Source organism: Rhizobium jaguaris, assembly GCF_003627755.1.
GTDB classification, from domain to species: Bacteria; Pseudomonadota; Alphaproteobacteria; order Rhizobiales; family Rhizobiaceae; genus Rhizobium; species Rhizobium jaguaris.
This window is the reverse complement of record NZ_CP032695.1, coordinates 2,099,856-2,114,252: the sequence shown is the minus strand read 5'-3', so window position 1 is coordinate 2,114,252 and position 14,397 is coordinate 2,099,856. Positions and strand designations below refer to the sequence as shown.

Here is a 14,397-nt window from a genome sequence, read left to right as displayed (position 1 = left end):
GATATCGTGACGCTTTCTGTGTCCTGTGCTCTGGACAGAACGTCCTCGCTCTGATGGATATTCGTGGCAGCCAAAAAAGCGTGTACACCGTTTAGAGAACGCGCTGTGACACGCCCCTTCTTGGGCTTAGTCGTAAATTGGAAGGAGAAAGCATGGTCGATGCTAAGCAGAAATCGCAGATGGCCGAGAAGAAGGGTTTTATTGCCGCTCTCGATCAGAGCGGTGGTTCTACCCCAGGCGCCTTGCGTCTCTACGGGATCGCTGATTCCGGATATAGCGGCGACGAGGAGATGTTCCGCCTGATGCACGAGATGCGCGTGCGCATCATGACGGCGCCCAGTTTTTCCGGAGACAAGGTCATCGGCGCTATCCTGTTCGAAAAAACCATGGACGGCGAAGCCCAGGGCAAGCCGGTTCCTGCCTATCTCTGGGAAGATCGCGGCGTGGTGCCTTTCCTCAAGGTCGATAAGGGCCTCGCCGCTGAAGAGAATGGCGTTCAGTTGATGAAGCCGATGCCCGATCTGGATGCCTTGCTCGCTCGCGCTGTGAAGAAGGGTATTTTCGGCACCAAGATGCGTTCGGTCATCGCCAGTGCCGACAAGACCGGCATTGCCGCCATCGTCAAGCAGCAGTTCGAAATTGGCCGGCAGATCCTCGCCCACGGGCTCATCCCGATCATCGAGCCGGAAGTGTCGATCAAGAGCCCGACAAAGCAGGAAGCAGAAGCCATTCTGCGAGACGAGATCACCAAGGAACTCGACGCGCTGCCTGAAGGTACGCAGGTGATGCTGAAGCTCACCATCCCGACGGTCGCGGATTTCTACGCTCCCCTCATCGCTCACAAGGCAGTCATCCGCGTCGTGGCACTCTCGGGCGGTTACAGCCGCGCAGACGCCTGCGAAAAGCTCAGCCACAATCACGGCATGATCGCGAGTTTCTCGCGTGCTTTGACGGAAGATCTGCGCGTCACTATGAGCGACGCCGAATTCGATGCGAGCCTCGCTGCGACCATCGACCAGATTTATGCCGGAAGCGTCAATAAGGCCTGATCACCGCACGTGTTATATCGCTGACTGTGCGCTCTCAATGCGATTGAGAGCGCACCGCTATTTGCAAGCCATGATTGGAGTGATGCAATGATCGTAAGAGTTGCCATCAACGGTTTCGGCTGCATCGGCAGAAACGTGCTGCACGCTTTCGTCGAAGGTCCGATCCGCTCTTATCATGGTGAGGTTGTATGACGTCGGATTTCAATGCCGAGCTTCATGCCCGACCTTCGATCTACTTTACCGGTCCGGCGTTTGTTGAGCACATTGCGCTCATGCAATCTGCTCACGCTGCGTTGCATGGCAGCCGCTATCTGCCTGAAGCCGATGACAACGATGATCCGCGATTACAGGTGGAACACCATACCGAATTCATAACCATCACCCGTGTGACCCAATTGACGGCAGACGCCGAAGAGTGGCCGGTATCGAGCCTCTCGGTGGATGACATTGCGTCTCTCGTGGACATTGAGGCGCCTCTGATCGTATCTCGAGTTGGAATTCTGGTACTAGGACCCGCACCGGCGGAACTTGGACCAATCCTTTCAAGGTTCGGCTTTCACGATACAGCTGCCTCTTTCATCGGTGGGGGTGCTGCGCAAGTATGCTCGGACTTCCGTGTCCAGGAAGACCAGGCGAGCCGGATCCTTCTCTTCAATAAGGAGCTGAACGCGTATCGCCTCGGCCGGATGGTCCGCAGAATCTATGAAATCGAGACCTATCGATCCATGGCTCTTCTCGGGCTTCCCGAGGCTCGCCGCTTGGCTCCCCTTCTCGGTGGGTATGACAAGAACCTCGTTGAGCTTACGAACCGCAATCAGACGACGGCGACCACCGAACACAAAAAACTGCTTGAAGAGATTTCGGAACTTTCCGCTCAGATTATTTCGGCAGCCGCTTCTACGCGCAATCGCTTTGGTGCCACGGCAGCCTATGCGAAAATCGTCGAGGAGCGCATCGGCGAACTACGTGAATCCCATGTCCCAGGGTTCCAAAGGTTCGGTGTTTTCGTGACCAGGCGCTTCCGACCGGCCATTCGAACCTGCGAAGCGACCGCCCTGCGCCTAGACCAACTCTCGCACGCGACCATGCACTTGATCGATCTCCTGCAAACCCGCATTCAGGTTGAAATAGAATATCAGAATGCCATTCAGATCCAGGCGATGGCGGATCGGGCCGCAACCCAGGTGAAAATTCAGAGGGCTGTGGAAGGCCTTTCCATTATCGCCATCAGCTATTACCTTCTAAGCCTACTTAAAGTCGCATTTGAGACCGCCGATCACGCGGGTTACCACATCAGCCCGTTGGTGATGCTGGTGTCGATCCCGGTCGTTATTGGCGCAGTCGCCCTCGCGATCCTGCGTGTGAAGCACGCGCTATCAGCACATGCCTGACCGGCGCGGTTGGGTGTTTCAAACGGTGTCACCCGATCCTTTGGAATCGCAACTTAAAGGACATTTGGATAGCGAGCTGGCCACGCTATAAGCTCGCGCTACATTAGGGAAGAAGAGACCTTTAGCGGAAACCAATGCCAAGCCCCCCCAATTCCTCAGCCGAAAGTGCCAGCGACCCGAGCACGGGTGCTAATCGCTCGCCGGATTTGGAGTCCGCAGCCGAACAAATTGAGGCGTCGGCACCCGCCTCGGACTCAGGAGCCAACTCATCCACCCAAGCTGATCCTCCGCGACAGCCTGATGGATCCTTCGGCCAAAGCAGACTGGCAACGTACAATCTGTTGCGTGCACTCGGTCATGATTTGCAGGCGAGTTTAACCTTGGCAAGGGCAGGAGCCAGAACAGCAGTTTCCTATTTGAGGACGAAACTCAAGGGATCAATCCAGCCGGAAACCACAACAGCTGTCCGCAATCTTGGCAACTGGTTCGCGACCGCTGCGGGTAAAATAGGGGGCGGTATTCGTGGTCTGCGTATAAGACAGTTCGAAAATCAGCGGCGCGCTTCCCCAAATACCGGCCGGTGGAAAATCGCTATAGGACTGACATTTCTTGCCTGCTTCCTCCTTGTGGGAAGTGTACTAGTGTGGGCACTAAAGGATGTACCTTGGGGCGAGATCCGCGATGGAACCTTGAAGCCCGTCGTGGTGCTGGAAACCACTGACGGTGCACCATTGGTAAGACAGGGGCCTTATCAAGGACCATATGCCCAATACAACCAGTTTCCGCCGCATCTCATCGATGCCGTCCTCTCAATTGAGGATCGCCGCTTCATGGATCATTTCGGCATTGACCCCAGAGGGATCGGAAGAGCACTGCTGCGGAACCTCGAAGCTGGCTCGGTGGTAGAAGGCGGCAGCACGATTACCCAGCAGCTCATCAAGCTGCAATATCTCGATAGCGATCGGACAATAAAACGAAAAATACAGGAGGTCGTCATAGCCGTTTGGCTGGAGTGGAAGCTCGGCAAGCAGGAAATCCTGACGCGCTATCTCAATAGCGCCTATCTTGGAGCCGGCGCGACCGGCATGCCTGCCGCCGCGCGGATCTATTTCAACAAAGATATCGGCGCTCTCGACCTGCCGGAATCGGCGATGCTCGCGGGATTGCTGCGGGCGCCGAGCCAATGGAACCCGATCGACAATTTCGAAGGCGCGCGCCAACGCACCGCCGTTGTTCTTGACGCGATGGTGGCCAACGGCAAGATCACCGCACCGGATGCGGAGGAAGCCAAGGCGAGCTTCGCGAAGCTGCATCCAACGACGCCGACACCGCGCTCCGGAAGCTGGTTTGCTGACTGGATTTCGCCGCGGGCGAGCGAAATCGCCGGCTCCTCGCCGGGCTCAACCACGGTGCGCACAACTCTGGTACCGCGGTTTCAACAGATTGCCGAAAGGGTCGTGAGAAACGCGCTGGACGGTGAAGGACAGGCAGTCGGAGCATCGCAGGCGGCATTGGTTGCGATGACGCCGGATGGCGCAGTCGTTGCCATGGTCGGCGGGCGCGACTACAAGGCAAGTCAGTTCAACCGCGCCGTCACTGCGATGCGTCAGCCGGGTTCGGCCTTCAAACTCTTCGTCTATTATGCAGCGCTGAAGGCAGGATTCACCCTGTCCGACCGGATATTGGACGCGCCAATCGACATCAACGGCTGGTCGCCGGAAAATTCTAGCGGCGGCTATCACGGCTGGGTGACACTTGCCGAAGCGTTTGCCCGGTCACTCAATGCCGCCTCGGTGGCGCTTGCCGAAGAGGTCGGGCTCGACAATGTGATTGCCGCCGCGCGCGAGCTCGGCATCAAGACGCCGCTTGCCAACACACCATCTCTGACGCTCGGCACATCTGAAGTGAACTTGCTTGAGCTTACCAGTGCCTATGCGTCCGTCCATCTCGGCAAGGCGCCCGTCGAGCCCTGGGGCGTTGTGGACTTTCAGGCTGCCGGACAGCCAAAGGCGTTTCGCGTTGGCTCACAAGTGAGGCCGAATATCGACCTTTCCCCGTACCAGTCCGATCTCCTCGGCCTGCTGCAGTTGGTGGTCGAGCGTGGCACCGGACGTGGAGCTGATCCTGGCATGTTTGCGGCCGGCAAGACAGGCACCAGCCAGAACAATCGCGATGCCTGGTTCGTCGGCTTCACTGAACCGCTCGTCGCCGGCGTATGGGTGGGCAATGACGACGGCGCGCCAATGAACGGGGTCACAGGCGGCGCCTTGCCGGCGCATATTTGGCGGGACTTCATGCGCGAGGCGATGTCCGAGCCTGCGTCGAATGGAGCGCAATCGACCGAAGCAGCGATCGACAACCCAGGGGCAACGCAGTCCTGCAACATCACCGCCTGTTCCCGCAGTTACCGCTCTTTCCGCCCGGCGGACTGCACCTACCAGCCCTATGGCGGTGGGCGACGGCTTTGTGAAAAGTGATCCTCGCGTTGGTGAAAGGCGCCTTTTGGCACGCTCTCGCGCGAGCCGTTGCAGGTCGAAACGCTTGGTTCCCGCCGCCACCTAAGCAAGATCAAGCAGGGCATTGCCTAGCGAGGCGAGCGGCATTGCTTCAACGTCGTTTTTAGCGGGAAGGTCTCCTGTCCGAGATAGACGACGATGCGCGGTGCTGGATTGAGATCCTCGGTACGCTCGAGCGGTTACCAGAGATGATCCGCGATGAACTTTAATTGCAGTGCTTCCGGCGCCGACCAGGAAAGGGGAGAGCCGACGGCAAGCTCGCACCAGGCCTCAAGGTAGCCGAGATCGGAGGCCAGCGCCCGGAGCGGGTGGGCGCGCCCAAGCCCTCCTTGGCGAGGTGTTTCAAGGTGCCGACGTCCTCGTCGGTCAGCAAGGTCGCGCTTTGATGTCCGCCGTTCATTTCCTCGCAACATCGCGCTGGGTTTACAAAACGTGGAGAGCTGATCCGAGTTCAGTGTCCCGTCAGTCAACGGTGATAGCCATGACTTTGATAGCCATGACTTTTAGTTGGGTACGCGCGCAAGAGCCGACGCGATTATGAGATTTGTCAATAGAATAGACGGGAGAATATTTCCCGCGAGCTAAAACGAACGATGGAAATCTTGACGAAGGAGCCGACGCCTAACTCACGACTGCCGGGTCCGGTGGAGATCATTGGCAAGGCAAAAATTATCCGCTCGATCTACGAGGGGCGTGACATCATGCCCCTGTGGCACGACCTCCTTGGCCGGGTGACGGCCGATCATTCCGATGCAGCAGCTTTTTTTGACCTGTCGATTATTACGAATTCGGTAGGCCAAAAAAGCGAGGCCGCGATCGCGCAAAGGGCCGCGCTTCGGCTCTCGAAGACCTACCGGGTAACGTTCGGCAGTGGCACTGGCCTCAACATCCTCGTCCTCGTCGCAAAAGGCGACTTCATGGCGAACACGCCGATCGAGCTCCTGCTGGAAGAATCAAACGTCAACGTCCTGCTCCACTATGTCGATGCCGATACGACCAACCTCGACGACATCCCGAATCATGACATCGCCTTTGTCGCCGTTGCCGAATCGACCGAAAATCTGCCTGTGCTTCTTAATCTCGAAAGATTGCTGCGGGACTGGCGCGGCCCAATAATGAATAATGCGCCGCGCGCGGTCATGGGTTTGTCTCGCGACGGCGTCGCCGAATCGCTCCGGGAAGCAGTTGCCGTCGTGACGCCAGCCATCACGCGAATTTCCAGAAACGTGCTTCAGGACATCGCCAACCGTGTGCTGGCCCTGGAGGCTGCCGCCGGTATCGTCAGCTACCCGTTCATCGTCCGCCCGCTCGACACCCATGCCGGCCACGGCATGGAAAAGATCATCGACCCCGCGCAGTTGCGCGGCTTCTTGGAACTGCATCCGGACCCGCTATTTTACGTTGCCTCATTCATCGATTACAGCAGCGAGGATGGCAAGTTCCGCAAGCAACGCATAGCCTTTATCGACGGCAAAGCCTATGCCAGCCATATGGCTGTCTCCGAACACTGGATGGTGCATTACCAGAACGCCCGCATGTCGCATTTCGAGGACAGGCGTGCTGAGGAAGCCGCCTGGATGACGAGTTTCGACGAGGACTTCGCTATCCGCCACGCAAACGCCTTCGCCGAGCTCGGTCGGTGTTTCGGACTGGACTATTTTGCCATCGACTGTGCCGAATTGCCCGATGGCCGCCTGCTGGTGTTCGAGGCCGATGTGGGGATGTACGTCCACGGGATGGATTCAACGGAGGTGTTTCCCTACAAAGCGCAGGTGATGAAGAAGTTATTTCGAGCGTTTGAAGCCGCTCTGGAACAGCGCGTTCGGCAACGCGACCAATATTAGAACCACGAGTTGCCTGTGGCTATAAAACTGCGTCAGAAACACTTGCAGAATATATTTTCCCACCAGCGTCAGTAAAGCAATCGCGCTCGGATCGTTCCCGGAATCTGGCGAAGCGCATCAAGTATGTCATCCGCTATCTGGCCAACGCCCTCGGCTTCAATGACCACGTAACCCGTTTCGCCATACGTCTGCAGGAACTCGCCGACGATATTCAGTCCACGGGACGAAAAAATCACATTCAGACTATTTAGGATGCCAGGGCGATTTTCGTGAACATGGATGAAACGCGTGCCGTTTGGACGTGGCGGCAGTTGAACCTGGGGAAAATTGACCGCCCCCAGCGTCGAGCCGACGTCGGAATATTCGACAAGCTTCCTGGAGACTTCCCTGCCAATACGCTCCTGGGCTTCTTCGGTCGACCCGCCAATATGCGGAGTGAGAATGGCATTCTCCAAACCCTGAAGTGGCGTTTCGAAACGCTCCTTATTCGATGCCGGCTCCTTCGGGAACACGTCCACGGCCGCGCCTGCGAGATGTCCTTCTTTCAAAACCTTCGCGAGCGCTTCAAGATCCACCACGGTCCCGCGGGAATTATTGATGAAAATCGCTCCCTTTTTCATCCTGCGCAGTTCGGCCTCGGTTATCATGTTTCGCGTCGAACTCGTTTCCGGAACATGCATCGTCACGAAATCTGAGATTTCAAGAAGCTCGCCGAGCGTTGTCATCGATTCTGAATTGCCATGACGAAGCTTATCTGACGGATCAAAATAGCGAACGTTCATACCCATGCTTTCCGCAAGAACGCTCAGCTGCGAGCCGATATTGCCATAGCCCACAATGCCTAGCGTTTTCCCGCGCACCTCGCGACTACCTTCGGCAGATTTGTCCCATCCGCCTTCATGAGCGGAAGCCGAACGCGGGAAAATCCGCCGGGTCAGCATTATGATTTCGCCGATGACAAGTTCTGCCACCGAGCGCGTATTCGAATAGGGGGCGTTGAACACGGGTATCCCGCGTCGGCGGGCTGCATCCAGATCGACCTGATTTGTCCCCACAGAAAAACAGCCGACAGCCATGAGCTTCTTCGCGGAACTGAAAATTTCCTCTGTCAGATGCGTGCGTGAGCGAATTCCGACAATATGCGCTTCCGCTATATGACTTTTGAGATCCTTGTCATCCAGAGCCTTCGGCAGATGTGTCAGATTGACGTAGCCAGACGACGCAAAGTAGTCCACGGCGCTTTGACTGATGCCTTCCAACAAAAGCACGGAAATCCGATCGCGGGGGAGAGAAAGTTGTCCGGTCATTGAATTGCCTTCGATTCTCGTATTGGATCAGGCCGAGGTTGCTTGTCGACCACAAAAGCTCACGGATGCAGCAACGTGACTTAGCGACCAACCAACGGATAGCGCAAGAACAAACTCAGTTCCCTCGTCGGACACAAGGATGTGCACGCTGCTTTGAAATACGCAATCTCCAGATCATGGCAGCCCAGCAAGCGCCAAGGTGCAATCAGAGCACAACGACCTTTGTTCCGACGCTGACCCGGCTATAGAGATCCATCACATCCGGATTTGCCATGCGGATGCAGCCAGAAGATACCGCCTTGCCGATCGAGTTGGGTTCATTGGTGCCATGGATGCGGTAGAGGGTGGAACCGAGATAGAGCGCTCTCGCTCCGAGCGGATTATTGAGGCCGCCATCCATGTGGTCAGGTAATTCTGGCCGGCGAGCGATCATTTCCTTGGGTGGCGTCCAGTCCGGCCACTCCGCCTTGCGGCTGATCGTCTCCGTGCCCTTCCAGGCGAAGCCCTGCTTGCCGACACCAATGCCGTATTTGAGGGCAGTTCCGTCGCTGAGCACAAGATAGAGACGTTTTTCCTTGGTGGAGATCACGATTGTACCGGGTTCGTAGCCGGAAAAGGGGACTACCACACGCGGGATCGACGACCGCGCCAACCCGGCCCGCCTATCGTCCTTGGCGCCAGGAATGAATTGCGGAGAGATTGCGCCCTGATCGATCGACGCCTGTCGCTGTGGACGGCGGCGCGGCGGGAAATCGCCGTCTTCGTCGTCATAATAGCCATAGGGATCACCCCGGTAGGAATAGTCATCGCCGGAACGCCGATAATCACGATAGTCCGGCGGCGCCTCCTGCCAATAGCGCTGAGCAGCATAGCCGCCATCCGGGTCGTCGCCATAATCCCGCGAGTACCTCCATTCCTGAGCATGCACAGAGCTTGCCATCAGGACGGCCAAAGCGGGCAAAAGGGCTAATTTTATAGTCTTCATGGTCACAACTACTTTTCCAAAGAACGCGCCGGATCGCGCCCCCACGTGACAGGGCGTACGCGCCGGCGACAATTCCCGAAAACAGCAGGCGTAATTGTGGCAGCGGCGGTTGAAAGTCGCGATTTGTCGGGCTGTTTTTGGGGCCTCGGTCCAGATGCGAGATACGTGCGAAAAGGTTGCTTTGCAGGCGTGTCTTGTGATCGAGAGCATGCCGCGCATTTCGTGGCCATGGACGAACAGCCTACTTCGCGACAGGAAAGCGCGTCAGCCGCTTGCTAGAGTGAAATGCTTTAACCTCTGTCATTTTGGAAGTCGGCCGGGGCCGATCGATTCAAGTGGACCTATTTTGCGGGCCGTATGCGGTCACGCAGGGTAGCTCAGGCAAATACGGCAATACCCACGGCCAACCAGATTAACATCGTCCCCAGTGCCATCGCTCGCCTGGCGGTGCCGACTTTCTCTGCATCCTCCTCCGCGACAGGCGTGGTCACAATCCAAGGCACAGAACCAAGTGCTGCAAATCCGATGAGAGCTAAGACCAACACAACATAATCGACTGTATGCCACGGCCCCTGTTCATACACTCCCCAGTAACCCAGAAAGGCCATTCCCACTGCAAACATGGTGGCGGACGCAGAGCAAAGCCCTGTAACGGATCCGGTAGGTGCGCGCATGTTGCTTTCCCGTGTTTGCAGGTTCATGAGGCTCTGCAAATATCGCAGGAATTGAGGGCGGCGTGAAGCGCTGGTCAGCGCCGGATCGGGTTAACCACATAGCTGCAACGAGATATTGCCTTGCTTGGAGTCGAGTCGATCAACTCGCTCAGCTCAGCAAATCAGAGCGGGATGAACTTCATCAAGTTCGCGACCCCCAACGGATTTCCCAAGCGACCAGGAGGCGCGTTGGTTGCGCTTGCCGATAAATTGTCACTTTTTGTCACTGTTTCCCGGTTTTTGCGGGACAGCCTTCAGCATGCCAGCCTGGAGATCCGCCTCGTCGGCAACGATGGAGGCGGTCTCGTTCAGCAAGACGTCTTTTGCGTTCCTGCGGGCATTTTCAATCGCAATATCAGCGCTGAGGCTGCGCTCGTTTGCCTCCAGGCCATCGTCCTCACCAGTGTCCTCACCATCATCCATTTGCTGGCGAGACTTGAGGCGATTGGCCTGAGCGATCAATTCATTGCGCCGCTCGGTTTCATTCAGGGAGACAACCCGCTTTTCGCGCTGCGCCTTCAGTTCGGCAACGTCTTCTGTAAAGCGCTGGAAATCCTTGTCGTTCGCCACCCGAGCGTCGTGGCGGCTCTGCAGTTGCGGCAGTAGCGCCTTTATATCGCCGTCAGGAGTGTAGCGTGCCGGTTTGATCTTGGTCCACGGCAGGGCATTGTCATAACTCGCTTCACCAAAGCTCTTGGGATCAGAAGAGCCCGGCAAGCTGATGTCGGGCGTCACGCCGCGCAACTGTGTCGTACCGCCATCGACACGGAAAAATTGGGCAACCGTCAATTTCAACTCGCCGAATTTCGGCTTGCTGCCGTGGGTCAACTGGTCAAGATTGATCACAGTTTGCACTGTGCCCTTGCCAAAGCTGGGTTCGCCGACAATCACACCTCGACCATAGTCCTGAATCGCCGCGGCAAAGATCTCGGAAGCCGAAGCCGAGCCACGATTGATCAATACAGCTAGCGGGCCTGTCCAGGCAGGCACGGGAAGATCGTCGCTCTCAACCTCGATCTTACCGCCGGCATCGCGTTCCTGAACCACCGGGCCTTTGCCGACAAACAGACCTGTCAAATCAACTGCCTCGGCTAACGAACCGCCGCCGTTATTGCGCAAGTCGATCACAACGCCGTCGGCATTGTCCTGCTTCAGTTCAGCAAGAAGTTTGGCGACGTCGCGGCTGGCGCTCCGGTAGTCCTTGTCGCCTTTTCGCCGCGCCTCGAAGTCTTCGTAGAAAGCGGGCAGGGTAATTACCCCGATCTTGCGGGTGGCGTCGCCATCTTTTATCGGCAGAATCGTCTTCTTGGCCGCCTGTTTGTCAAGGCTGATCTTGTCGCGAACCAGGCTGATGACGTGATGCTTGCCATCCGGTCCGGCATCCGCGGGCAGAATGTCCAGGCGCACGACAGACCCCTTCGAGCCGCGTATCATCTGCACGATTTCGTCGAGGCGTGTACCGACCACTTCCTTTATAGGACCATTCTCGCCTTGACCGACGCCGACAATGCGGTCGCCCGCCGCGAGCTTGCCGGATAATTGCGCCGGGCCGCCGACGACGAGCTCACGGATCGTCGTGTAGTCATCTCTTTCCTGCAATACCGCGCCGATACCAACGAGCGAAAGCTTCATTGAAATATCGAATTCCGCCGCAGCGGCTGCGCCGAAATAGTCGGTATGCGGGTCGATCGATGTTGTATAGGCATCCATGAACGTCTGGAAGACGTCGTCGCTCTTGTACTTGTAGGCGCGATCGAGGGAATTTTTGTAGCGTTTGTCGAGCGTATCGCGAATGCCGGCATCGTCTCGGCCTGCCAGCTTCAGACGCAGCCAGTCGTTCTTGACGCGCTTGCGCCACAGGTCATTGCTTTCCGCTTCGGATTGCGGCCAGGGCTCCTTGTCGCGGACGAGGGGATAGTCTTCCTGCACACTGAAATCGAAGTTCCGTTTGATCAAGTCGCGCGCGTAGTTCATGCGGTCGACAACGCGCTGCACATACACGTTGAAAATGGAAAAGGGGATCTGCAGGTCTTCCCGGTTTATGGCATCGTCAATCTTAGTGCTGTTGGCCGTGAACTTGTCGATATCGGTCTGCAGGAAGAGGACACGGTCCGGATCCAGCGACTTGATAAACTGGTTCATGATCCTGACCGACAGGGCATCATCGAGCGGAACGGGCTTATAGTGGAAACGCGTGAGAAATTGCGCGCTCAAATGAGCGGCTTGCTCTTGTTGCTGTAGCGGCGTCAGAACTGACGGTGAACCGGTTTCCAGCGCATACGCCGATGGGGCAATCGCCAGGAACAGACAAAGGAAACTATATTGTAAACGCATTCAGCTTCGATCCAACTCTCACCGTTGACTCTTTAGTGAGTGATGTTCGTGGAGCAATTATGGTTTTTTGGCAACAAAATCGACGCGCTTTCTCTGAATGCGTGTTTAAAAAAAGCTCCGGACAGAGATTCCGGTATGTCGCGGACCGAATTGCTGGTGGAATTAGATCGATTTTGTGAGATCAGCGACTGTGACCCTCGCCAATGTTTCCATCGTCGGCTCGGGTCCTGCTTCCACGCGGTGGAGGGGTATCTCCCTTCCGCCTGAATTCATGTTCAGCGTCAGGTTATCATTTGACCGGCGCGCTTGGACACAAGGTGTCGAGCGCCAGATCCTGAAGTCTCTACCATTTATCTTCGAGACTTTGATCGGGTACATCTCGGTATTGCCACCCGTGTTCTAAATAAGATACGGCGCTGATCATTTGCGCGGCTGCAAACGCGTATCTTACGGCAGCTTCAATAATTCCTCTTGGGCAACCGCTGGGACATAGATCGGCCCTGGTAACATTCCGCCTCAAACCGGCGCATAATGATGAACAAATATACTTGCAAGAGCAACGATCAAATTTGGGGTGATCGCAAACACAACAAACATTCTTGCTTCGGCTGTGAACAGACCAAAAATAGTCGGAAAATTGTTAGCACCAAGGCTTGCGCGTCGCGATATTAACTGTTTCAGAGAAATACGTGTGAATCTACTTTGCAGCAGACGTGACTTCGTTTAAGCCTAATAGATGGATAAGCTTTCTAAAGTATATTCTATATTAGAAAAGCATTGTTATAGGGGAAGGTTACCATTTTGACCTATGGAAAGCGATTGATTCGGGCGATCGGCACTTCAGTCGCCATTGCTTCTTTATCGAGCGGTGCCGCTTATGCTACGACATTGCAGCAGGCAATTGATAAGACAATGAAGACCAATCCGCAGATCATGGAGGCTGCCCAGAATCGCGAGGCGACAGAGTTCGAATTGCGCCAGGCGCGGGGACTTTACTTGCCATCTGTCGATCTGGAGTCAGGTTATGGTCGCCGTAGACTGTCAGACACCACGTCCGGAGCTTTGAAGTCTACCACGGATTACCTGAATCCGGCTGATGTAAGCTTGACTATTACGCAGACGTTGTTTGACGGCGGCGATCGCAAGGCACAGAAGGACAAGCAGGCAGCTCGGGTCGACAGCGCATCCTTTCGCGTCCAGCAGCGCTCGGAAGCCTTGGCGCTTGAAGTGACGCAAGACTATCTCGAATATCTACTGCAGACGGAAATCGTCTCCGCGGCGGAAAAGAACGTCGCCTTCCATAAGCAGATGGTCGGCAACATCGAGGATAGCATCAAGGGCGGCGCCCTTACGGATGCCGACCGTTTTCAGGGCCGCGAGCGCCTGCAAGCAGCCAATGCCCGCCTCCAGGAAGCCAAGCAGGAACTGGATGCGACGAAGATCCGCTACCTTCAGGTGGTCGGCGAGCCGATCAGCAATGCGCAGCGTCCGGTCTCCGTGGCGCATTACCTGCCGAAGACGCTGGATGACGCCGTCTTCATCGCCCAAAAGAATAATCCGCAGATTTCGTCAGGTAAGGCTGACGTCAATGCCGCTGACGCCGATGTCCGTGGTTCCAAGGCGGCCTTCCTGCCGAAGTTGGATTTTGTCGGCAGCGCCCGCATGGGTGACGATGTTGACGGCAACAAGGGTAACACCAACGACGTCCAGGTCGGTGTCGTTGCCAAATGGAACCTCTATCACGGCGGCATCGATACTGCCCATCAGCAGGAACTGGTCCGTCGCGCCGCCGAACAGCGTTACGCGTTGAGCCAGAGCTATCGTGAAGTCGATCAGTCTGTTCGTTCCGCCTGGAGCGAGCGCACCAATCAGGCCCAGCTAGCGCATATCTTGGACGGGCAGGAGAAGACAAACGCCCAGCTCGTGACGTCCTATCGGGAGCAGTTCAAGGTCGGTCAGCGCTCGCTACTCGATCTGTTGGATGCCCAGAACACCCGCTTCAATACCGAGGTTTTGGCCAAGACGGCGGACGTCGCTTCGCTCTTTGCCGAATACAAGATCCTCGCCGCATCGGGCAGTTTATTGTCGACGATGAAGCTGAAGCCGGTCGAGCAGGCAACGCCTTATGCCCGTGATCAGTTTGGCGTGTCGTCGAACACGGCTGATCCCGGTTATGTCAAATACGACTCGCATCAGAAGCCTGGCCTGCCGATGGATCTGCTCGAGCCGATTCGTTAATCGTCGCGATCCGGATTGGA

General features: G+C 56.5%; 9 protein-coding genes and 2 pseudogenes. 6 read left to right on the top strand and 5 right to left on the bottom strand.

Features of this window, described 5'->3' with window-relative positions; genetic code table 11:
* Positions 1 to 152 precede the first annotated feature (152 nt).
* From CCGE525_RS31895 to CCGE525_RS31885, 4 genes and pseudogenes are all read left to right on the top strand, one after another.
* Positions 153 to 1,049, top strand: coding sequence for a fructose bisphosphate aldolase (locus CCGE525_RS31895; RefSeq protein WP_120708183.1), 897 nt, complete (start codon positions 153 to 155; stop codon positions 1,047 to 1,049).
* 90 nt (positions 1,050 to 1,139) lie between these two features.
* Positions 1,140 to 1,238 (top strand): annotated as a pseudogene (locus tag CCGE525_RS39935) (hypothetical protein); the annotation flags it as partial.
* Positions 1,238 to 2,440: a DUF3422 domain-containing protein gene (locus CCGE525_RS31890; protein ID WP_120708182.1), complete on the top strand. Its 1,203-nt coding sequence runs from the start codon at positions 1,238 to 1,240 to the stop codon at positions 2,438 to 2,440. The pseudogene CCGE525_RS39935 and the gene CCGE525_RS31890, both read left to right, overlap by 1 nt.
* Positions 2,441 to 2,574: 134 nt before the next feature.
* Positions 2,575 to 4,917: a PBP1A family penicillin-binding protein gene (locus tag CCGE525_RS31885; RefSeq protein WP_120708181.1), complete on the top strand. Its 2,343-nt coding sequence runs from the start codon at positions 2,575 to 2,577 to the stop codon at positions 4,915 to 4,917.
* A gap of 221 nt (positions 4,918 to 5,138) precedes the next feature.
* Here CCGE525_RS31885 and CCGE525_RS39230 read toward each other — a convergent pair.
* A pseudogene (locus CCGE525_RS39230) lies at positions 5,139 to 5,341 on the bottom strand (integrase); the annotation flags it as partial.
* A gap of 217 nt (positions 5,342 to 5,558) precedes the next feature.
* On the opposite strand from CCGE525_RS39230, the gene CCGE525_RS31870 reads away from it, so the two are divergent.
* Positions 5,559 to 6,800 carry an ATP-grasp domain-containing protein gene (locus CCGE525_RS31870; RefSeq protein WP_245472223.1) on the top strand — a complete coding sequence of 414 codons (1,242 nt, stop codon included), beginning with the start codon at positions 5,559 to 5,561 and terminating at the stop codon, positions 6,798 to 6,800.
* 68 nt (positions 6,801 to 6,868) lie between these two features.
* On the opposite strand, the gene serA is transcribed toward CCGE525_RS31870, so the two are convergent.
* The 4 genes from serA to CCGE525_RS31850 form a co-directional block, all read right to left on the bottom strand.
* Complete coding sequence (gene serA / locus CCGE525_RS31865; RefSeq protein WP_120708179.1) at positions 6,869 to 8,107, bottom strand: phosphoglycerate dehydrogenase; 1,239 nt, start codon at positions 8,105 to 8,107, stop codon at positions 6,869 to 6,871.
* Between the two features lie 205 nt (positions 8,108 to 8,312).
* The gene (locus CCGE525_RS31860) at positions 8,313 to 9,092 is read right to left on the bottom strand and encodes a L,D-transpeptidase (RefSeq protein WP_120708178.1); all 780 of its coding nucleotides are present in this window, start codon (positions 9,090 to 9,092) and stop codon (positions 8,313 to 8,315) included.
* Positions 9,093 to 9,469: 377 nt separating this feature from the next.
* The gene (locus tag CCGE525_RS31855) at positions 9,470 to 9,793 is read right to left on the bottom strand and encodes a hypothetical protein (RefSeq protein WP_120708177.1); all 324 of its coding nucleotides are present in this window, start codon (positions 9,791 to 9,793) and stop codon (positions 9,470 to 9,472) included.
* A 225-nt stretch (positions 9,794 to 10,018) separates the two neighbouring features.
* Positions 10,019 to 12,139 carry a carboxy terminal-processing peptidase gene (locus CCGE525_RS31850; protein WP_120708176.1) on the bottom strand — a complete coding sequence of 707 codons (2,121 nt, stop codon included), beginning with the start codon at positions 12,137 to 12,139 and terminating at the stop codon, positions 10,019 to 10,021.
* Between the two features lie 831 nt (positions 12,140 to 12,970).
* Between CCGE525_RS31850 and CCGE525_RS31845 the strand changes: the two genes are divergently transcribed.
* Complete coding sequence (locus CCGE525_RS31845) at positions 12,971 to 14,377, top strand: TolC family outer membrane protein (protein WP_414130146.1); 1,407 nt, start codon at positions 12,971 to 12,973, stop codon at positions 14,375 to 14,377.
* The last annotated feature ends 20 nt before the right edge of the window (positions 14,378 to 14,397 follow it).

Coding starts and splice junctions, on each gene's coding strand:
- CCGE525_RS31855 (WP_120708177.1), bottom strand. CDS start 9,793: ATGAACCTGCAAACACGGGAAAGCAACATGCGCGCACCTACCGGATCC.
- CCGE525_RS31850 (WP_120708176.1), bottom strand. CDS start 12,139: ATGCGTTTACAATATAGTTTCCTTTGTCTGTTCCTGGCGATTGCCCCA.
- CCGE525_RS31860 (WP_120708178.1), bottom strand. CDS start 9,092: ATGAAGACTATAAAATTAGCCCTTTTGCCCGCTTTGGCCGTCCTGATG.
- CCGE525_RS31895 (WP_120708183.1), top strand. CDS start 153: ATGGTCGATGCTAAGCAGAAATCGCAGATGGCCGAGAAGAAGGGTTTT.
- CCGE525_RS31890 (WP_120708182.1), top strand. CDS start 1,238: ATGACGTCGGATTTCAATGCCGAGCTTCATGCCCGACCTTCGATCTAC.
- serA (WP_120708179.1), bottom strand. CDS start 8,107: ATGACCGGACAACTTTCTCTCCCCCGCGATCGGATTTCCGTGCTTTTG.
- CCGE525_RS31885 (WP_120708181.1), top strand. CDS start 2,575: ATGCCAAGCCCCCCCAATTCCTCAGCCGAAAGTGCCAGCGACCCGAGC.